This window comes from Bradyrhizobium sp. USDA 4486 (assembly GCF_054057995.1).
On record NZ_JBSRZV010000001.1, the window covers coordinates 1354406 to 1375079 of the forward strand.

Genomic DNA, 20674 nt, shown 5'->3' on the forward strand with positions numbered 1-20674 from the left:
TCGCTCGCAATGACGGCGGAGAGAGCGAGTCAAATGACAAAGGAAAACGCCATGATCGAATTCTTCTTCGATTGCTCCAGCCCCTGGACCTATCTCGCGTTCCACAACATCCAACCGCTGGCAAAGGAGCTTGGCGCGGAGATCGTCTGGCGGCCGATCCTGGTCGGCGGCATCTTCAACACGGTCAATCCGAGCGTCTACGCACAGCGCGAGAAGCCGGTGCCGCTGAAGGCACGCTACATGAAGAAGGACCTCGCCGACTGGGCGCGCTCGGCGGGGCTCGCCATCAAGATGCCGCCGACGGTATTTCCCGTGAACAGCGTCAAGGCAATGCGCGGCTGTATCTGGTTGGCTGCGGACATGGTGCCGTTCGCGACCGCCGTGTTCGAGACCTATTGGGGCGAGGACAAGGACATCTCGCAGGACGTGGTGCTCGCCGGGATCTGTAAGAAAATCGGCATCGACGAGCAGAAGTTTTTCGCGGGCATTTCAGAGCAGGGCATCAAGGACCAGCTCAAGGCCAATACCGAGGAGGTCGTGGCGCGCGGCGGTTTCGGCTCGCCGACGATCTTCGTGAACAAGACCGACATGTATTTCGGCAACGACCGCCTGCCGCTGATCCGCGAGGCGCTTCTGCGCACCAAGGCGAGCGCGGCCTGATGGTACGGGCCGTCGTCTGCCGCGCGCTCGGCGCGCCCGAGACCCTGCGGCTCGAGGAGTTTCCCTCGCGCGCCCTGAAGCCGGGCGAAGTCCGTGTCGCGATCCGTGCCGCCGGGCTGAATTTCCCTGATGTGCTGATGGCAGCCGGCGAATACCAGCTCAAGCCGGAGCTGCCGTTCACGCCGGGCATGGAGGCCGCCGGCGACGTGACCGAGGTCGGTGCGGAGGTGAGCGGTGTTGCCGTCGGCGACAAGGTCATCGTCAAGATGCGACACGGTGCGTTCACGAATGAGGCAGTGGTTATGCCTTCACAGCTCACGCCGGTGCCGTCGACGTTCGACTATGCGGAGGCCGCGACCTATCTCGCCGGCCACGGCACCGCCTATCACGCACTGATCGATCGCGGCCGAGTCGAACCCGGCGAGGTCCTGCTGGTGCATGGCGCCGGCGGTGGTGTCGGGCTCGCGGCGGTCGAAATCGGCAAGATGCTGGGCGCAACCGTGATCGCGACGGCCTCGAGCGACGAGAAGCTTGCGATCGCGAAATCGCGCGGAGCCGATCATCTGGTGCGCTACGATCGCGAGCCGTTCCGCGATGCCGTGAAGCGCATCACCGACGGCCGCGGCGCCGACGTGGTGTTCGATCCCGTCGGCGGTGAGGTCTTCGAGAATTCGATGCGCTGCATCGCCTGGGGCGCTCGGCTCTTGGTGATCGGTTTCACGGGTGGCATCGGCTCGGCCAAGACCAATCTGCTGCTAATCAAGGGCGCCAGCGTGCTCGGCGTGCGCGCCGGCGAAGCGGTGCGGAAAAATCCCGCGCTGGGCGAGGTGCGGCTGAAGGCGCTCTTGCGATGGGCGGAGGAGGGCAAGCTGCGCCCGAACGTCTCGCACCGCCTGCCGCTGGAGGATTGCGCGAAGGCGATGCGGCTCCTGATCGACCGCAAGGCGATCGGACGCGTGGCGCTGGTGATGGAGTGAGGTCGTCATGCCCCCGCCTTCGCGGGTGATGACGGTGCCGTAGGGTGGGCAAAGCGAAGCGTGCCCACGATTTGGTTTTGGTTACTGACAGATGGTGGGCAGGGCGCAAGAGCGCCTTTGCCCACCCTACGAGAGCGCTATTTGTACTCCCGCTCCGTCCACCACGGGAAATAATCCGGCATGTCGCTCGACACCTTGTTCTTGAACTGCGCCGGCCGCTTCTCCAGGAACGACACCACGCCTTCCTTGACGTCGTCCGAGCGGCCGCGAGCGTAGATGCCGCGGCTGTCGACCTTGTGGGCCTCCATCGGATCGTCGGCACCCATCATGCGCCACATCATCTGGCGGATCAGCGCCACCGACACAGGTGCGGTCTTCGCCACGAACTCCTTCGCGAGAGCGCGCGCAGTCGGCAGCAGATCATCGGGGGCCACGACCTTGCTGACGAGGCGGCCGGCGAGGGCCTCCTGCGCCGGGAAGACGCGGCCCGAATAGCACCATTCCAGCGCCTGCGAAATGCCGACGATGCGCGGCAGGAACCAGCTCGATGCGGCCTCCGGTACGATGCCGCGCTGGGAGAACACGAAGCCGAACCGTGCGGCATCCGAGGCGATGCGGATGTCCATTGCGAGCTGCATGGTGACGCCGATGCCGACGGCGGGGCCGTTCACCGCGGCGATCACGGGCTTGAGGCATTTGAAGATGCGCAAGGTCACTTGACCGCCGCCATCGCGCACCTGCGGATCGCTGTAATCGACCTTGCCGTCGGCGAACCGCTTCACCGGCCCGCGCCGCGCATCGCGATCGAACGTATCGGCGCCCGACGACAGATCGGCGCCTGCGCAGAAGCCGCGGCCGGCGCCGGTGACGATGATGGCGCGGACATTGTCGTCCTTGTCGGCGGCGTCGAAGGCGTCGATCAGCTCTGCCTGCATCTGCGCGTTGAAGGCGTTGAGCTTGTCGGGCCGGTTCAGCGTGATGGTGAGGATCTGCTCGGCGACCTCGTATTTGATCGTCTCATACGCCATGGGTGGTTTCCTTCCCTTGTCATTCTTGAATCAATTCTGTCATTGCCGGGCTTGACCCGGCAATCCATCTTTTTTGAAGAGGATGGATGCGCGGGTCGAGCCCGCGCATGACGATTTGTGCTGAGACGCTAGATGCGCGTTTACCGCGCCGGCGGTTTCGGCCAGGGCCGCTGCGCGCCGCGCAGGCCTTCAAATGCCTTGGCCATGCCGAGCACGCCGATATCGTCGAAGCGGCGGCCGACGATCTGCACGCCGATGGGAAAGCCCTTGGCGTCGAAACCACCGTTGATCGAGACCGCGGGGTTCTCCGACATATTCCACGGCACGGTATAGGCGATGTGCTCGAACGGCTTCATGGGATCATTGATCGGTGAGGCCCATTCCGCCGGAAAGTTCACGTTCGGCGCGGTCGGCGAGATCACGTAGTCGAGCTCGCAGAACAGTTTTGACGCCGCCGCGCGGATCGCCATGGTCTGGTTGAAGCCGCGGATGACGTCGACGCCCGAGAGCTTCGCGCCGGACTCGCCCCATTTGAAAATATAGGGCAGCACCCTTGCCTGCTCGGCCGGCGTCAGCTTGGACAGATCGTCCCACATCCGCGCGCGCCAGAAATTGTCGAGGCCGTCGAGCATCTCGCGGGTGAGGATCCCGTCGACTTCGGCCACGACCGCGCCTGCCGACTCGAACGCCTTCGCCGCCTTCACCACGACCTCGCGCACCGGCTTTTCCAGCGCCAGGCCACAGCCGGGATCGAGCATCAGGCCAATGCGCAGCTTGCGCGGCGATTTCTCCAGCCCTTTCCAATTCAATGGCTCGGCGGGCAGGCTCATGCCGTCGCGGCGGTCGGGCTTTGCGATCACGCTCATCATCAGCGCGCAATCATCGACCGTGCGGGTCATCGGGCCGGCGACGCGGCCGACATAGGTGGGATCGATCGGCACGCGGCCAAAGCTCGGTTTCAGGCCGACAAGGCCACACCAAGCGGCGGGCAGGCGTACCGAACCGCCAATGTCGGTGCCGAGATGCAACGGACCATAGCCGGCCGCCGCCGCCGCGCCTGCGCCCGCGCTGGAGCCGCCGGGATTCTTGGAGAGGTCCCAAGGATTGCGCGCGAGCGCATGGAAAGAGGAAAGCCCCGAGGACAGCATGCCGTAATCGGGCATCGTGGTTTTTGCGAAGATCACCGCGCCTGCTTCGCGCAGCCGCGCGGCGGGCGGGGCGTCCTTCTCGGCCGGCACCAGCTTGACGCTGGCAGCACCCAGTGGCACCGGCACGCCCTTGGTGGCGATGTTGTCTTTCACCGTGACAGGCACGCCGTCGAGCGGGCCTGACGGTTCACCGCCGGTCCAGCGCGCGGTCGAAGCCCTGGCGGCCTCGCGCGCGCCGTCGGGATCGAATGCATAGAGCGCCTTCAGGTGCGGCTCCCACGCAGCGACATGCGCGAGCACGTCCTCCAGCACCTCGCTTGGCGAGAATTGTTTTGCGCGATAGCCCGCGATCAGGTCGACCGCAGAAAGATCGTGCAGCGAGGTGACGGCTTCGTCGACGCTCTTGTGCATTGCTAGCTCACCGGCATGCGTGTTTCGATGATCCGGGCGAACATGCTGGCGCCGATCGGCAGGATCTTGTCGTCGAGCACGAAGCCGGGATTGTGCACCGGCACCGAGCCGTCATGGCCGACCCAGAAATAGGCGCCGGGAATGGTCTGCAGCATGTCGGCGAAATCCTCGCTGCCCATCTTCGGCTGCGCGCGGGTGATCACGTTGGCGGGATCGACGACAGTGCGCGCGACCTCCTCGACCACCTTGGACTGCTCGACCTGATTGACCAGCACGCCGAAGGTGTCGCGGATGTCGGCCTCGATCTCGCACTGATACGCGGCCGCGATGCCGGCGCAGATCGTGCGGATGCGTTCGGCGATCAGGGCGCGGACTTCGTTCGAGAAGGTCCGGATGGTGCCGCACAGATGCGCATCGCCCGGAATGACGTTATAGGCCGAGCCGGCATGGATTTGCGTGATCGAGATGACGGCGGCCTGCAGCGGCTCGACATTGCGGCTGACGATGGTCTGGATCGCCTGCGCCAGCGTAGTGGCGATGATCACCGCGTCCTTGGAGCGCTCGGGCATCGCGCCATGCGCGCCATAGCCGGTGATGCGGAGGTCGAAAAAGTCGGCGCCGGCCATGGCCGGACCGGGGAGGATCGCGATCTCGCCATGGTTGAGGTCGGGCGCGTTGTGCAGGCCGTAGAGCTCGTCGCACGGAAACTTCTCGAACAGTCCGTCCTTGATCATCGCGCGGGCGCCGCCGAGGCCTTCCTCGGCCGGCTGGAAGATCAGATGCACGGTGCCGTCGAAATTCCGGGTCTCGGCCAGATAGCGCGCGGTGCCGAGCAGAATGGTGGTGTGGCCGTCATGGCCGCAGCCGTGGAAGCGGCCGGGGATCTTCGAGCTCCATTTCAGATTGGTGTTCTCTTCCATCGGCAGCGCGTCCATGTCGGCGCGCAGGCCGATGCGCTTGCTGCCCGTCCCCTTGCCCTTGATGACGCCGATGACGCCGGTGCCGCCGAGACCGCGATGCACCTCGATGCCCCAGCTCTTCAGCTTGTCGGCAACGATGCCGGACGTGCGCACTTCCTCGAAGCCGATCTCGGGATGGGCATGGAGGTCGCGCCTGATAGTGGTGAGTTCGTCGGCATAGCCGTCGATGCGGTCGATCGTGGGCATGGGTTCCTGTCCGGTTAGCGTGAAGGAGGATTGAAGACGGGGCCGTTCGGCTTGATTCGGATGCCCGGCCTCAGCCGCGTCCAGGGTAGCGACGCGGTGTCGGCCGGCATGGCGCCGGGCGCGGCGCAGATCATCAGCTTTTCCGCGATCGGCTCGAAGTCGGCACGGAAATGCACCGAGCTCTTGTTGACCAAAATCTTCTCTTGCGTCGGCTCGATGCCGACATAGCGGTACATCGCCTGGTCTGCGAGCTGTGCTTTGTGCGAACTTACGACGACGCGGACGTCGCCGATGCGCAAGGCTGCGGACGGACCCATCTCCATCTCGCGGCCGCCATAATAGGGACCGGGCGCGATGAAGCGGCCGTCGGAGAGTTGTTCGACGACGAAGGTCTCGCGATAGGGCTCGTCGCCGGGAATGCCGGACTTGCCGCCGAGCGCCAGAGTGACGGTGGCGCCGACACCGGCCGCATGCGCAGCCCTGGCCGATTCCGGATCGTAGATCGCGCCGGTCGCGGCGCTCGCCTTGTTGCGCACCAGCGCGCGCAGCATGCCCGTGGTGTCGGAATCGCCGCCGGCGCCGGGATTGTCCTGGGTGTCGGCGATGATGATCGGCTTGCTCGCGGTCCTCGAGAGCTCCATGGCGTGGCGCACGCCGTCGTCGGGCGTCCAGATCTTGCCGTCGAAATCGTCCTCGTGGCTTTCGATCAGCTTGACGATGGCATCCGCGGCACCGTCGGCGTCCGCTTGCGTCCTGCCATAGGCGAACACGCTCGGCCCGCAGTCGCGGAAGTCGGCGGCGGGGAAGCCGGGCGCGAAGGAGAGGGTGGGAACCGCGTCGTTCTCCAGCGCGGCAAGCTTCTCGTAGATGCCCTTGGTCGGCTGGTCATTGGTGCACTGCCAGCTGATCGGGATCAGGAACGGCAGTTGCCGGAACGCCTTGGCAAAACGCTGCCTCGTCTTCAGAAGCAGCGCGAGATGGCGCGCGGCGGCGCGGCCGGTGTCGGCCATGTCGACATGGGGATAGGTGCGGTAGGCGATCAGCGCGTCCGCGTGCTCGATCATCTCCGGTGTGACGTTGGCGTGCAGGTCGAGGCTTGCGACCAGCGGAACATCCTTGCCGATGACGCGGCGCACGCGCGCCAAAATCTCGCCTTCGCCGTCGTCGAGATGCTCGGTCACCATCGCGCCGTGCAGGTCGAGATAGACCGCGTCGATCGGGCCGGCGGCCGCAATACCGTCGATCATCACCTTCACGATGCGCTCGAAGGCATCCTCCGTGACATGCGCCGACGGGCTCGCGCCGCAGGCAATGGTCGGAATGAGTTCCCAGCCATTGGTCTCAGTGCTGTCGGCGAATCCGGCGAGACCGACATTGATGCGCCGCATCACCTTGAGCACGTCGGCGCCCACAGTCATCGCCGGCCAGCCTCCGCCATGCTGGAAGTCGGCGAACGTCGCCTTGGTCGGGGCGAAGGTGTTGGTCTCGTGCAGGAAGCCGCCGACGGCGATACGTGTCATTGATTCAGGTCCAGTGGATCAAGAAGACGCGACGTTAGCCTCGGCCTTGCGAGGAGAGCAAGGCGCGAAGCAATCGCGCCGCGCATAGGGTCAAGCTGTTTTGGGAATGCTGCGGATGCGGTAGTTGTTGTGAGTGGCGGCGCATCCAAACTCTCAGTGTCGTCCCTGCGAAGGCGCACGCCCCGGGACGACGCCGTGAGTGTTGCTACACCGCGGCCCCCACGCCCTCCGCCACCGGCCGGAAGTTCGCAAAATCCCAGTTGCGGCCCGGTGCCGCATCCAGCAGCGCCCTGGTGTAGGCCTCCTTCGGATGCGTCAGCACTTCGGCGGCGGGGCCCTGTTCGACCACGCGGCCGTGCTGCATCACCACGACCTCGTCGCAGATTTGCGCTGCGACGCGCAAATCGTGGGTGATGAACAGGATCGCGATACCGAGCCGCTTCTGGATCTCGTCGAGCAGTTCCAGCACCTGCGCCTGCACGGAGACGTCGAGCGCGGAGACCGCTTCGTCCGCGACCAGCACGTCCGGATCGAGCGCGAGCGCGCGCGCAATGGCGATGCGCTGGCGCTGGCCGCCGGAGAACTGGTGCGGATAGCGCGACACCGCATCGGCGGGCAGGCCGACCAGCTCGAGCAATTCGCGCGCCCGCTTCATCGCATCAAGGTGCGAGACGCCGTAATTGATCGGCCCCTCCGCGATGCTCTCGCCGACGGTGACGCGCGGGTTGAGCGAGCGGTAGGGATCCTGGAACACGATCTGGATCTTCTGCCGGTGCGGCTGGAGCAGGCGGCGCGAGATGTCCGAGATCTCGCGGCCGGCGAGGCGCACGCCGCCGGAGGTCGGATCGATCAGGCGCACGATGCAGCGCGCCACGGTCGACTTGCCCGAGCCGCTCTCGCCGACGATACCGAGCGTGCGGCCCTTGCGCAGCGTCAGCGTCACCCTGTCGGCGGCGACGACCTCGCGGCCTTTGCCGATGAAGGCGCGCTCCTTGTATATCTTGCTGAGCTCGTTGGTCTCCAGCACGACAGGCTCGCGGCTCTCCTCGCGCGGCGACCGTGGCACCAGGCTCGGCACCGAGGCCAGCAGGTTGCGGGTGTAGTCCATCGATGGATTGCGCAGCACGGTCTCGAGAGGGCCGGTCTCGACCAGCCGGCCCTGCCGCATCACCGCGACGCGGTCGGCGATCTCGGCGACCACGCCCATGTCGTGGGTGATGAACAGCACGGCGGTGCCATGATCGCGCTGGAGGTCGCGGATCAACGTCAAGATCTGCTTCTGCGTGGTGACGTCGAGCGCGGTGGTCGGCTCGTCGGCAATCAGCAGCTTCGGCTCCAGCACGAGGGCCATCGCGATCATGATGCGCTGGCGCTGGCCGCCGGAGAGGCGATGCGGGTAGGAGGCGAAGATGCGCTCGACCTGGGGCAGGCGCACCTGCTCCATCATGTCGAGGATGCGCTTCTTGCGTGCTTTCGCATCGAGATCGGTGTGGGCGCGCAACACCTCGTCGATCTGGCGGCCGACCGGCACGACCGGATTGAGCGCCGTCATCGGCTCCTGGAAGATCATCGCCATTTGCGTCGCACGCAGCTGGCGCAGGCGGCGGTCGGTCGCGGTGAGCAACTCCTCGCCGACCAGCTTGATGCTGCCGGAGGTCGGCACCAGCGTGCCCTTGGGCAAGAGGCCCATGGTGGTGAGCGAGGTCACCGACTTGCCCGAGCCGCTTTCGCCGACGAGGCACAGTGTCTCGCGCTGGCGCACCTGGATCGAGATGCCGTCGATGATCTTCGCGCCGCCCGGCTTCTTGCCGACAGAGACGACGAGGTTGTTGATGTCGAGGACGGGATTGGTCATGCAAGGTCTCCACCGTCGTTCCGGGGCGCGCGGGAGCGCGAACCCGGAACCTCGAGATTCCGGGTTCGGCTCTGCGAGCCGCCCCGGAATGACGGACTAAATGGGATCACTTTCCGCCCTCCCGCTGCTTCATGCGGGGATCGAGCGCGTCGCGCGCGGCGTCGCCGATCAGGTTGATGCTTAGGATGGCGATCGAGAGCAAAAGGCCCGGCCAGAAGATCAGCGACGGCTTGATCTGGAAGTACTGGCGGCCCTCGGCCATGATGTTGCCCCAGGTCGGCGTCTCCGGCGAGATGCCGGCGCCGAGGAAGGACAGGATGGCCTCCGTCAGGATCGCCGACGCGCAGACATAGGTGCCCTGGACGATCAGCGGTGCGATCGTGTTCGGCATCAGATGGCGCCACATGATCTTCGGCAGCGACGAGCCGACCGATATCGCAGCTTCCACATAGGGCTCCTCGCGCGCCGACAGCACGACCGAGCGCACCAGGCGCGCCACGCGCGGAATTTCGGGAATGGTGATCGCGACCAGCACGGTCCAGATGCTGGCGCCGGACAACGACACCACGGCGATCGCGAGCAGGATGCTCGGCATCGCCATCAGGCCGTCCATGATGCGCATCATGAGGGCGTCCACCAGCTTGAAGAAGCCGGAGACGAGGCCGATCATGAGGCCGATGGCGATCGAGAGGATCGCCGAGCCGATGCCGATCAGCAGCGAGACGCGGCCGCCATAGATGACGCGCGACAACAGGTCACGGCCATAGGCGTCGGTGCCGAGCAGGTACTGCGCCGAGGACGGCTTCAGCCGCTGCGAGGGCGCAAGCTGGATCGGGTCGTGCGGCGCGATCAGCGGCGCCAGGATCGAGATCAGCACGATCAGCGCGAGCAGTACCGTGGCAGCCGCGATGATCGGCGTCGAGGTGAGGAATCCGAACCGCGGCCGCAACGGCGAGGTGACCGGAATGGAGGACCGGGGCAGGCTATCGATAGACATTGTTGTTATCCTTAGCCCTAGTACCGGATCCGGGGATCGAGCAGCGTGTAGGCAACGTCGATCAGGAGGTTGACGACGACATAGATCAGCGACGTCAGGAGGATCATCGCCTGGATCACCGGATAGTCGCGCGCCAGCACCGCATCGACAGTGAGGCGGCCGATGCCGGGGATGTTGAACACGCTCTCGGTGACGACGACGCCGGAGATCAAGAGCGCAAAGCCGGTGCCGATCACGGTGATCACGGGCACGGCGGCGTTGCGCAGCGCGTGCCGCATCATCACGGCGACCTCGTTGATGCCCTTCGCGCGTGCCGTGCGGACGTAGTCCTCGCCGAGCACGTCGAGCATCGCGGCCCGCGTCATGCGCGCGATCAGCGCGATGTAGATGAAGGAGAGGGCGCAGGTCGGCAGGATGATGCGCTCGAAGAACGGCCCAAAACCGTTCGTAATGCTGCGGAAGCCCTGCACCGGCACCCAGCGCAGGTCGATGGCGAAAATCTCGATCAGGATGTAGCCGACCACGAACACCGGCACCGAGAAGCCGAGCACGGACAGGCCCATCACGAAACGGTCGATCCAGGTGCCGTGCTTCCACGCCGCGATCACCCCTAAGGGAACTGCGACGATGACGGCGAGGATGATGGTCGACAGCGCGATCGAGATCGACGGCTCGACGCGCTGGCCGATCATCTTCATCACCGGCAGGTTGGAGATCAGCGATGTGCCGAGGTCGCCGTGCAAGAGCTTGTTCACCCAGGTGATGAACTGCACGATCAGCGGCTCGTTGAGGCCGAGCGAGGCGCGAATGCGCTCCAGCCGTTCCGGCGTCGCGTTGTCGCCGGCGAGAATCGCGGCGGGATCGCCCGGGGTGAGGCGGAGCAGGAGGAACACGAACAGCGCCACGACGCCCATCACGGGCACGGCGGCGAAAATTCGGCGAACGAGATATCCCAGCAAGTTGGATCCGTCAGATTAGATTAGAGTCAATTGCGGCAGGGCCTTCGGCAGGTTGCCATCAGCCTAACATTTCAGCAATTCCCGTGCCATCCGGGCCCGGTTCCTAGGTGATCGTCAAGCCCCGGCCATGACGGGCGCGCGGTGCATCACTCCAGCGTCGCCAGCAGCCCCGCCATCAGCCGGCCGCGTTCGGCCAGGCTCTCGACCTCGATATACTCCTCCAGCGTGTGGGCGTTGCCGCCACGCACGCCCAGGCCGTCGAGCGTCGGAATCCCCATGGCGCCGGTGAAGTTGCCGTCGGAGCCGCCGCCGGCGCTCGCATGTGGCAGCTCGGCGCCGAGCGATTTGGCAATGCCGCGAGCCTTTTCATAGAGCGCCATAGTACCGGCATCCGGTTCCCACACCGGACGCGTCACGCCGCGCGTAACCTTGAAGGTCACATCGTTCGTGGTGCCCGACAGCGCCAGCATCCTTTCGACGCCGTGATCGAGATCGGCCTGGCGTTTGGCCATGGAGAGTGCTTCGCCGGTCGCCGTCGTGGCAACGCAATTGACCCATTGCCCGCCATGCACGACCCCGACCGAAAAGGTGCAATCCTCCGTCGTCATCGCGTCGATGGCGAGGATCTGCCGCGCCATCTCGCGGATCGCCGAGCGTCCCGCCGACAACGTCGCGCCAGCATGGCTCGGCCGGCCCGTCGCCTCGAGATTGAATCGTGCGATGGCGTAACGTCCGGTGGTGACGCCGTTGTCGGCGCGGCCGGGCTCGGGCACCAGCACATATTTGTTGCGCGAGGCCTCCGCCTCGATGATGTCTCGCGTCGAGGGCGTGCCGACTTCCTCGTCCGGCGTGAACAGCACGGTGATCGGCAGCGGTGTGGTGAAGGCGGCGCGCGCCAGCTGCCGGATCGCTTCCAGCGTAAGATAGTTGCCGCCCTTCATGTCGTAGATGCCGGGGCCGTAGCATTTGTTGCCCTCGCGCCGCCATTTCAGCTTCTCGATGGTGCCGATCGGATGGACCGTATCCATGTGGCCGGCGATCAAGATACCGGGCTCGCCCTGCTTCGGGTGCGGGAAGCGCGCGCGGACGACGCCGCCAAAGCCCTGGCGGCCGGCGATGCGTTCGATCGTCGCACCCATGATCGCCATATCTCGCGCTGCGATATCGAGCATGCGGTTCACCGCGTTCGCGTCCCAGGTCGGACTTTCGCACTCCACCCAGGTGCGCAGGCCCGCGAGCATGGCCTCGGAATCGAAAGGAAGATTGGCTGGATTCATCTCAATGTCTCACAGGCTTCGAAAGATGGAACGCGCATTGCATCGGTGTAGCGGGACGAGCGGAGAGAGTTGTAGAGCCAAACCGATCCTTGTGGAGCCCGTGCGCGCGCCGCCAGGGCTTGCAATGAAACCGGATTGACGCGCTCAAGACTGTCTGCAAGTCTCGAAAAGATAAAGGCATTGCATGAGGTTGGTTCGCCCAAAGAACGGACCGGATGCTCAACCAATAACCTGCCTTTGAACAGTTTCACGTCAGGAGAAACTTTCCATGTTCCACTTCATGCGCCGGGGGTCTCGCGCGTTCGCCTCCAAACTCGCGCTGTCGGTCGTCGCGCTTTCGGTCGGCCTGGCGTCGCCAGTGCTTGCGGCCGGCAAGACCATCACTGCGGTGATGCATTCGGATCTGCGCATCACCGATCCGATCTTCACTACGGCCTATATCACACGCGACCATGGCTACATGGTCTACGACACGCTGGTGGCCACCGATTCGAACTTCAAGGTCCAGCCGCAGATGGCGGACTGGAAGGTCTCCGACGACAAGCTCACTTACACCTTCACCTTGCGCGACGGCCTGAAGTGGCATGACGGCGCGGCAGTGACGGCGGAAGACTGCGTCGCTTCGCTCAAGCGCTGGGCCGCGGTCGACGGCATGGGCCAGAAGCTGATGGACTTCACCGCGAGCCTCGAGGCGACCGATGCCAAGACCATCACGCTGAAGCTGAAGGAGCCCTACGGCCTCGTGCTGGACTCGATCGGAAAGCCGTCCTCGCGCGTCGCCTTCATGATGCCCAAGCGTCTCGCCGAGACGCCGCCGGACAAGCAGATCCCCGAGCAGATCGGCTCCGGCCCCTTCAAGTTCGTGCAGTCGGAATTCCAGCCGGGCGTGAAGGCGGTCTACGTCAAGAACGCCGACTACGTGCCGCGCAAGGAGCCGTCGAGCTGGACCTCGGGCGGCAAGGTGGTGAAGGTCGACCGCGTCGAGTGGATCACCATGCCGGACTCGCAGACGGCGGTGAACGCGCTGCAGTCGGGCGATATCGATTTCATGGAAAATCTGCCCTACGACATGCTGCCGGTGCTGGAGGCGAACAACGAGCTGAAGATCGAGGTCTCCAACAAGTTCGGCTTCCAGACGCTCGGGCGGATGAACTTCCTCTATCCGCCGTTCGATAACGTCAAGGTGCGCCGCGCTGCCTTCCTGGCGATGAACCAGAAGGACGTGCTCGACGCGCTGATCGGCAACGCCAAATACCAGAAGGTCTGCGGCGCGTTCTTCGTCTGCGACACGCCGCTTGCGACCGACGTCGGCGCCGAGACCCTGATCAAGGGCAACGGCATGGCGGAAGCCAAGAAGGCGCTCGCCGAATCCGGGTATGACGGCACGCCCGTGGTGATCATGGCGCCCGGCGACGTCACCACGCTGAAGGCGCAGCCGATCGTGGCGGCCCAGCTCCTGCGCGAAGCCGGCTTCAAGGTGGACCTGCAGGCGACCGACTGGCAGACGGTGGTGAGCCGCCGCGCCAGCCAGAAGCCGCCGAAGGAAGGCGGCTGGAACATGTTCTTCACCAACTGGGTCGCGGCCGACGTGTCGAACCCCATCGCCAATCTCTCGATCGGCGGCCAGGGCAAGAAGGGCGGCTGGTTCGGCTGGGCGGAAGACGCGAAGATCGAGCAGCTCAAGGACGCCTTCGTCCGCGCCGCCTCGGTCGACGAGCAGAAGAAGATCGCGACCGAGATCCAGAAGGAAGCCTATGACCAGGTGATCTATATCCCGCTCGGTCAATATCTGCTGCCGAGCGGCTGGCGCAAGTCGCTGACCGGCGTGCTCGATGGCCCCGCAACTCCGGTGTTCTGGAACATCGACAAGTCCGAGTGAGGCGAGGACGCGTTACCACGCCGTCATCCAGATCGTCGCGCGGCGCCGCTGTCACCAGCGGCGCCGCTCGTCAGCAGAACTTGCCGGCGGAACGTCCCAGAGAACTTCCCAAGCGAGCCTCCGAAGAAAACTTCCCTTCGGTCGTGGCGCTTTCGGCACTGGCCTCGCCAGCTCTTGCCGCAGGCAAGACCGTCACCGTGGAATATGAGCAAGTCTGACTATTGGGCGCTCCACATGTCGCTCATCCCACAACAGCGGCACAGGCAGCAGACATCGTCAAAGGTTGCGATGGGTCAAGAGGCGACATCATCTTATTCGATCACCTCGTCAGTACGTGTCAGCACCGAGGGAGGTACGATGAGGTCGAGCGACTTCGCAATTTTCAAGTTCAAGGCAAACTCAAATGACGTCGGCCGCTCGATCGGAATGTCACTGGCCGCGATGCCGCGAAATATCTGAGCAATCTGGTCGGCCATGCGCTTTCGCAGTTCTACGCGGTTAGGCCCATACCCAATTAGACACCCCATGCGCGCCATTTCCGCCCATTCGCACACCGTTGGGAGTCGAGCTTCCAGTGCAAGACCCGCCAACTGCCTGCCATCCCGCAATAATTGCGGAAGCGCGCTGATTATCAATGCCTCAGCACCTTGAGCCCGCATCGCCGCAAAGGCAGCCGGATATTCGCTTGGTGCGGCGACCGGAAATACTAGCACTTCAATACCAAGCTCCGCCGCCGCCTTTCTCACGATCTCACTCGCTCGGCTCAAGGCTGGAGTCAGCGCCGCAATCCGCCGGCGATTAGGCACTGCTTCGAGCAGAATGGAAAGCCGCTTTGCTTCTAGCTCGTCCGCCGCGATCACGACGCCAGTGACATTGCTTCCCGGCCGCGCGTAACTCGCGGCGAGGCCAAGTACGACCGGGTCGTTACCGAAAGCGACGACCGGCACAGTACGTGTTGCTGCGGCAGCAGGCTTTAATGCGGTACCGATGGCGACGATTGCGTCTGGCTGACCGGCGAGCAATTCACGCATTAGCGCCGGCATCGAATCCAATTCGCCGACACGCGCATCGAAAATCAGGTTGCGGCCTTCAACGAAGCCATGCCTTGCAAGTTCTGGCAAAGTTATCTGGCGGGTCAGCGCTTCGGTTTCCGATGTGGCCGCAAGATGCCCGAGGCGGTACATGCGGCTCGCCTTCTGAGCGTGGGTCGCCAGCGGCAATGCTGTCGTAGCCACCAAACCAGCAATGAACTGCCGTCGTCGCATGGCCTCCCCCAAACAGTTGGCGGTAAGGTTGCACAGAGGACATCGCATTTCAGCAGAAATCTTCGGGAGTCGCTGATGTCCGCATCGGGTCGGAGACGCAGCCCCCACAAAACTAGGCGATAAACTCCGCTTGTCGGCCACGAGCAGACGAGAGACCTCTAGCGAACGAATGTTCCGCAGCGTAAGCTGCCAACACCAGCCCTCCAGAGGCTGGACAAAAATTTAGGGAGAACGCGAAGATGTCCCGTAACAATGCCATAGGATTATTTTTTGCGGCCGCCATGCTGCTTAGCACGAGCTTTAGCACTGGGCACACGAAGCCATTTATGATCGTGGGACTTGATGAGAAGCTTCTGTGGGACGAAAGCGGCAAGCCCGTTCTCTCTGCACCCGGCAAGGATCAGGTTCTCATCATCGATCTCGCCGCTCCCGAAACCCCCAAGATCGTTGCTGCCCTGCCGCTGAAGAACTCCGTGGTCGGACCGCCCGTCAACGTCGCGATCGATCCCAGCGGAACGATGGCGCTGGTCGCCGACTCCGTCGATGTCGTCAAGGACGGAGAGGTGCTGAAACAGGTGCTCGACAATAAGATCTACGTCGTAGATTTGCAGGCCGATCCGCCCAAGCTGGCCGCGACGCTCACTGGCGGGAAGCAGCCATCCGGGCTCAGCTTCAGTCCAGATGGCAAGATGGCGCTCGTCGCTAATCGCGGAGACAATTCGATTAGCGTCCTATCCGTGAATGGCACTGACGTGAAGATCACGGATACCGTTGCGATGCCCGACAGTCCGTCGCACGTGACGTTCACCCCGGATGGCAAGAGAGCCCTGGTCGCCCGCTTCCCTGCTCACAAGATATCAATGCTGGACATCGCAGGCGACAAGGTGACGTACAACAAGATTGACTTGCCGGCCGGCCAGTGGCCCTACAATGTTGCGGCCGCACCCGGCGGGAAAATCGCCCTGACTTCGGACAACGGCAACGCAGGTGCCTCCGATGGAAGCGTGGATACCACGAGTGTCATCGACCTGGAGGCCAATCCGCCGCGCATCATTGATCGCGTGGTGGTGGGCGACGGTCCGGAGGGTCTTGCAATCAGTCCCAAGGGCGATGTCGCGGTTGCCGTGATTCTGCGTGGCTCCAACATGAAGAACGCATACTTCTACGAAAAGAACGGCAGCATCACCGTGCTGAAGATTGACGGAAAGAAAGTGACCAAGCTCCAAGATATCGAAGTCGGTGGGTTGCCGGAGGCTGCGGTATTCACTCCTGACGGCAAATACCTTCTCGTCGGCAACTATCTGACACAGGACTTCTCGATACTGAAGGTAGATGGCACGAACGTATCGGATACGGGCAAGCGCTTCCAGGTGCCGGGGCATCCCGCCTCGGCCAGGATGGGGCCGTAGCGCTGGGACCAATTGTCGAGCGCTGAGAAGTCGAGGGCCCGCTTCAAATCGGGCCTTCATTCTGCGCCCTGGGACAAACCCGACGAGCAAAGGGTGCATCTCGCATCTTCCGTTCCGAATGTCGAGCGACGTTGCTGTCATCAACGGTGCCGTTTTACTTGGTCAAGTCTGTGTCAGCTTTTAACCCTTTCAGTTTCCAATCATTGCTATTTGTTTCTGTTTTGAAATAGATGTGTGCAGCTGACATATCACTTTCCTTCATTCGAATCCGGTGCCGATCGATTTTGCATTCCAGGCGATGGCCGAACGGTCCGATCGCGCGCCGGCGCGATGGCGCCGGCCGTTCCTGCGCTGGCTCGACGCTGTCGAGACAGGCTGGGCCGTGCCGCTTCTCATTGCGTGCTTCGTTGCGATCTGGACGCTCTATCTTGCCATCGCCTATGCCGGCAGTGGCCTGCATCCCGACACGCTCGAGGCCTGGACGGTGGGCCGGAGTTTCGCCTTCGGCTATCACAAGCATCCGCCGCTGATGGGCTGGGTTGCCGCGAGCTGGACCTCGGTCTTTCCGCTGAGCGACTGGTCACTGCAATTGATGGCGATGGCCAATGCGGGGCTCGCGCTGTTCTGCGTCGATCTGGTCGCGCGGCAGTTCGTGACCGGGCACAAGCGCATCCTGGTGCTGCTGCTGTTGATGCTGACGCCGGCCTATCAATTCCACGCGCAGCGCTTCAATGCCAATTCGGTGCTGCTCGCGATCTGGCCGCTCGCGACCTGGTGCTTCCTGCGTGCGTTCGAGACGCGCACCGCGCCGTGGGCGTTGGCCACGGGATGCACGACAGCGCTGGCGATGGTCGGCAAATATTATTCGATCTTCCTGGTCGCGAGTTTCGCGTTTGCCGCGCTCGCTCATCCGGCACGGCGCGCTTATTTCACCTCGGCTTCGCCCTGGATATCGGCGGTGACCGGGCTCGCCGTGCTGTCGCCGCACATCTACTGGCTCGCGACGACGGGCGCCTCGACCTTCACCTATGCGCTGGCCCACGCCAACGGCAATGCCGCAAGCTCGCTCATTGAAGTGAAAAACTTCGTGTTGGGCCTGGCGGCGGCCATGGGCGCATCGGCCGTGCTCTGGGTGTTGATCGCGGGGACGCGGCTCAAGCAGTTTCCGGCCGACTTCGCGGCCATGAGTCCGGGCCTGCGGCTTCTCTTCTACGTCGCGATCAGCACGATCGTGCTGCCGGTGCTGACGTCGCTCGCGATGGGAACGGATCTGCCCTCGCTATGGGCGCTGCAGGGCTTGTTCCTTTTCGTCGTGCTCATCGTCTGCGGCGCGCGCTATCCGATCGAGCGCTTCTACACCGTCAATGTCACGGTGATCGTCATCGGCGTTGCGCTTGCTGCCGTCCTCGTCGCCGCGCCGATCCACGCCGTCTATCGCAACAATCACGGCTACGAAGAGGGGCGGAATTTCTATGCGCCGGCGGCAAACGAGCTGACGCGGCAATGGCGCGAGCTGACCGGCGAGCCGTTGAGTGCGGTGAGCGGCGACGATTCCCTGGCCTTTGCCATTGCGTTCTACAGCGCCGACCATCCCCGTTACGCGCGGCCATTCGAGTATCAATACAAATGGGGCCTTCCGCGCAAGGCGACACTCGACCGCGGCTGGGCTGCGCTGTGCTTCAGTGACCAGGACTATTGCAACAGCTGGATGGAATCGGTGTCGGGGCGAGCCGGGCACTTCGTCCGGCGCGAGTTCACCGTGCAGGCGACGCTGTGGGGCAGGCCCGGCGTGACGCGGGATGTCGTGGTGCTGATGGTGCCGCCGCGCGACCACAGCGCGGCGCCCGAGAGTGCGGTCGATGAGTTCGGTGCGAGCAGGCGTTCGGCGCCCTAAGCTTCAGCAGTGACTGTCGCGTACCTGCTCGAGGCCCTCGCTCGCGAAGGGCGGAGCGGATGCCGTCCGATCGGCGTTCGGCGCTGATTGCTCCGCCGCCTGCGCATCCTGGTCGGCACGGTCTTCGCGATGTTTTGGTTCCATTGAGCAGCCTTTCGAATTGCTGCAGGACAACATCGAGGCCGCCGGGAAGTTCCTCAACCGATGGGACGATGATGCGGCCGAAACAGCCGTCCCTTTTCCGCTACCAGCACGATCGCGAGCGCGGCGAGCGTCGATAGGAAGAAGCCGATCGAGAACGGCAGCAGCGTGCCGTCGAAGCTCTGGCCGATCGCCATGCCGACAACGATGCCGATCAGGGTCGTGATCGAGCCGTAGAGCGAGGAGGCGGTGCCGGCGATGCGGCCCTGCGGCTCCATCGCGAGCGCAGTGAAGTTGGCGACCATCATGCCGAACGAGAACATCATCAGGGCCGAGAGCACCATGAACAGGGAGAGCGGCAGCACGCCGAGACTTTCCGTCAGCAGCATGACGCCGGCCACCGCGGCATAGAGGCTCAGCGCGCCGTGCGAGATCACGCGCATGCCGAGCCGTCCGACCAGCCGCGAATTGAGGAAGCCGGCGACCGCCGTGCCGGCCGCGATCGCGGCGAAGGCGAGCGGGAAGTAATGGCCGAGGTGGTAGACGCCGGTGAACACCTGTTGGGCGCAGAACACATAGGCGAACAGCGCGCCGATGACGCTGCCGGCGGCGGTGGCATAGCCGATGGTCTGGCGATTGGTGACGGTCTGCCGGAACGCCGAGAGCACGTCGGCCGGCGCCAGCGATCGGCGCTCAGACTCAGGGAGGGTTTCGGGCAGCCGCAGCACGCACCATGCGAGCGCGAGCAAGCCGTAGAGCATCAGCACGACGAAGATGCCGCGCCACGCCGTCACCAGCAGCACCGCCTGTCCGAACGAGGGCGCGATCACGGGCACCGCGATGAACACCATCATGGCCAGCGACATCACGCTCGCCATGCGGCGGCCGACATAGCAGTCGCGCACGATCGAGGTCGCGATCACGCGCGTTGCCGAGGTGCCGAGCCCTTGCAGCGCGCGCGCCAGCAGCAGCGTCTCGAACGAGGGCGCGGCGACCGCCAGCACGCTCGCCACCGCATAGACGGCCATGCCGCCGAGCAGCACCGGGCGGCGGCCGAAGCGGTCCGACAACGGTCCCATCACGAACTGGCCCGCGCCGAAGCCGATCAGGAAGGTCGACAGCACGAGCTGGAGATGGTTGGCGACGGGAATCTGAAAGGCTGCCCCGATATTGGGCAGCGCCGGCAGCATCATGTCCATCGCAAGCGGATTCAGCGCCATGATGGACGCGATCACGATGACGAATTCGGGAAAACCCATGGGGCGGTGTCCGGAGGACACCCAATCGTCGGCATTGACGTCGGACAAGCAGCTCACCTCTGAAAATCAGAGGCTGTTCTAGTGGTTATGTTGCGATGCACAACCCATGTTTCGGGATGGCTGGCAGGCGGAGGCGGACAAGACTTGGTGATCGGCCTCAGGCGCGACCCGTCTTCCGAGCCGCCTCGACCAGGCTGAGGGCCAATTGCCCGGCGGTCTCGACATAGGCGAGATCGCGGTGGATCAGCATCACGGTGGTGGCGCCATCGAGCAGGATCAGGAGCTGGCGTCCGAGCGCCGCCGCGCCGGGGACGCCGTGCTGCATCAGCTCCGCCTCAAGCCAGGCTTCGAAGCGCTTCTTGTGCTCAGCGCCGGCCTTGACCGCCGGATGGGCCGGCGTGTTGGCGAGCTCGGCGATGGTGCGCAGAAAGCCGCAGCCGCGCAGCGCGGTGTGTCGACAGAGCGCCCTAGCTTTGTGAAGAGGCCGCGGACCTTGTCGGCCACGGTGCCGTTGGTCTCGGCAAACCAGCGCTTGTAGAGCTCCAGCGTCGGCTGGTCCCTGGCGGCGATGGTTGCGGCGACGAGCTCGTCCTTGCTGGTGAAGTGATAGTAGAGCGTCTTCTTGGTGACGCCGGCCTTTTCGGCCACGGCGTCCATGCTCACCGCGCGGATGCCCTCGCCATAGAACAGGCGCGTCGCCGCAGTGACGATCTGCTCGCGTGTGCTGTCACCCTTTTCGGACATGCGCCATGTATACTGCCTAGTGAGTTTGAGTATACACGACAAGGCCGCTGTGGCTGACTTCCAGACCTGTTCGACCTGGAAGGAG

15 protein-coding genes and 1 pseudogene are annotated in these 20674 nt (G+C 64.2%); 5 read left to right on the plus strand and 11 right to left on the minus strand.

What is annotated here, in order from left to right:
* The first annotated feature begins 51 nt into the window (after positions 1-51).
* A complete protein-coding gene (locus tag ACVWY3_RS06570; protein ID WP_456843303.1) occupies positions 52-660 on the plus strand; it encodes a DsbA family protein in 609 nt (202 codons plus the stop codon).
* Entirely contained in the window at positions 660-1637 is a 978-nt protein-coding gene (locus ACVWY3_RS06575) for an NADPH:quinone oxidoreductase family protein (RefSeq protein WP_456837739.1), read from the plus strand. Before ACVWY3_RS06570 ends, ACVWY3_RS06575 begins: the two co-directional genes overlap by 1 nt.
* Positions 1638-1774: 137 nt before the next feature.
* On the opposite strand, the gene ACVWY3_RS06580 is transcribed toward ACVWY3_RS06575, so the two are convergent.
* From ACVWY3_RS06580 to ACVWY3_RS06615, 8 genes are all read right to left on the minus strand, one after another.
* Positions 1775-2665, minus strand: coding sequence for a crotonase/enoyl-CoA hydratase family protein (locus ACVWY3_RS06580; RefSeq protein WP_456837740.1), 891 nt, complete (start codon positions 2663-2665; stop codon positions 1775-1777).
* Between the two features lie 140 nt (positions 2666-2805).
* Positions 2806-4224 carry an amidase gene (locus tag ACVWY3_RS06585; RefSeq protein ID WP_456837741.1) on the minus strand — a complete coding sequence of 473 codons (1419 nt, stop codon included), beginning with the start codon at positions 4222-4224 and terminating at the stop codon, positions 2806-2808.
* 2 nt (positions 4225-4226) lie between these two features.
* Positions 4227-5390 (minus strand): M20 aminoacylase family protein, encoded by a 1164-nt coding sequence (locus ACVWY3_RS06590; protein WP_456837742.1) that lies wholly within the window; start codon positions 5388-5390, stop codon positions 4227-4229.
* Positions 5391-5404: 14 nt separating this feature from the next.
* Positions 5405-6910, minus strand: a complete 1506-nt coding sequence (locus ACVWY3_RS06595) for a M81 family metallopeptidase (RefSeq protein ID WP_456837743.1) — start codon at positions 6908-6910, stop codon at positions 5405-5407.
* A 205-nt stretch (positions 6911-7115) separates the two neighbouring features.
* Positions 7116-8765, minus strand: a complete 1650-nt coding sequence (locus tag ACVWY3_RS06600; protein WP_456837744.1) for an ABC transporter ATP-binding protein — start codon at positions 8763-8765, stop codon at positions 7116-7118.
* Between the two features lie 106 nt (positions 8766-8871).
* On the minus strand, positions 8872-9762 hold the full coding sequence (locus ACVWY3_RS06605; RefSeq protein ID WP_456837745.1) for an ABC transporter permease: 891 nt from the start codon (positions 9760-9762) through the stop codon (positions 8872-8874).
* Between the two features lie 17 nt (positions 9763-9779).
* The gene (locus ACVWY3_RS06610; protein WP_456837746.1) at positions 9780-10721 is read right to left on the minus strand and encodes an ABC transporter permease; all 942 of its coding nucleotides are present in this window, start codon (positions 10719-10721) and stop codon (positions 9780-9782) included.
* A 146-nt stretch (positions 10722-10867) separates the two neighbouring features.
* A complete protein-coding gene (locus ACVWY3_RS06615; RefSeq protein ID WP_456837747.1) occupies positions 10868-11998 on the minus strand; it encodes a M20/M25/M40 family metallo-hydrolase in 1131 nt (376 codons plus the stop codon).
* A 268-nt stretch (positions 11999-12266) separates the two neighbouring features.
* On the opposite strand from ACVWY3_RS06615, the gene ACVWY3_RS06620 reads away from it, so the two are divergent.
* Entirely contained in the window at positions 12267-13877 is a 1611-nt protein-coding gene (locus ACVWY3_RS06620) for an ABC transporter substrate-binding protein (RefSeq protein ID WP_456837748.1), read from the plus strand.
* Positions 13878-14188: 311 nt separating this feature from the next.
* Here ACVWY3_RS06620 and ACVWY3_RS06625 read toward each other — a convergent pair whose 3' ends face one another.
* Positions 14189-15142, minus strand: coding sequence for an ABC transporter substrate-binding protein (locus tag ACVWY3_RS06625; RefSeq protein WP_456837749.1), 954 nt, complete (start codon positions 15140-15142; stop codon positions 14189-14191).
* Positions 15143-15381: 239 nt separating this feature from the next.
* Here ACVWY3_RS06625 and ACVWY3_RS06630 point away from each other — a divergent pair, with 239 nt between their 5' ends.
* Both ACVWY3_RS06630 and ACVWY3_RS06635 read left to right on the plus strand, forming a co-directional pair.
* The gene (locus ACVWY3_RS06630) at positions 15382-16551 is read left to right on the plus strand and encodes a lactonase family protein (RefSeq protein WP_456837750.1); all 1170 of its coding nucleotides are present in this window, start codon (positions 15382-15384) and stop codon (positions 16549-16551) included.
* Positions 16552-16849: 298 nt separating this feature from the next.
* Positions 16850-18445, plus strand: coding sequence for a glycosyltransferase family 39 protein (locus ACVWY3_RS06635; RefSeq protein ID WP_456837751.1), 1596 nt, complete (start codon positions 16850-16852; stop codon positions 18443-18445).
* A 197-nt stretch (positions 18446-18642) separates the two neighbouring features.
* Here ACVWY3_RS06635 and ACVWY3_RS06640 read toward each other — a convergent pair whose 3' ends face one another.
* Together ACVWY3_RS06640 and ACVWY3_RS06645 are read right to left on the minus strand one after the other, a co-directional pair.
* Positions 18643-19893: a multidrug effflux MFS transporter gene (locus ACVWY3_RS06640; RefSeq protein WP_456837752.1), complete on the minus strand. Its 1251-nt coding sequence runs from the start codon at positions 19891-19893 to the stop codon at positions 18643-18645.
* A gap of 109 nt (positions 19894-20002) precedes the next feature.
* Positions 20003-20589: pseudogene (locus ACVWY3_RS06645) on the minus strand (TetR/AcrR family transcriptional regulator).
* Between the last annotated feature and the right edge of the window lie 85 nt (positions 20590-20674).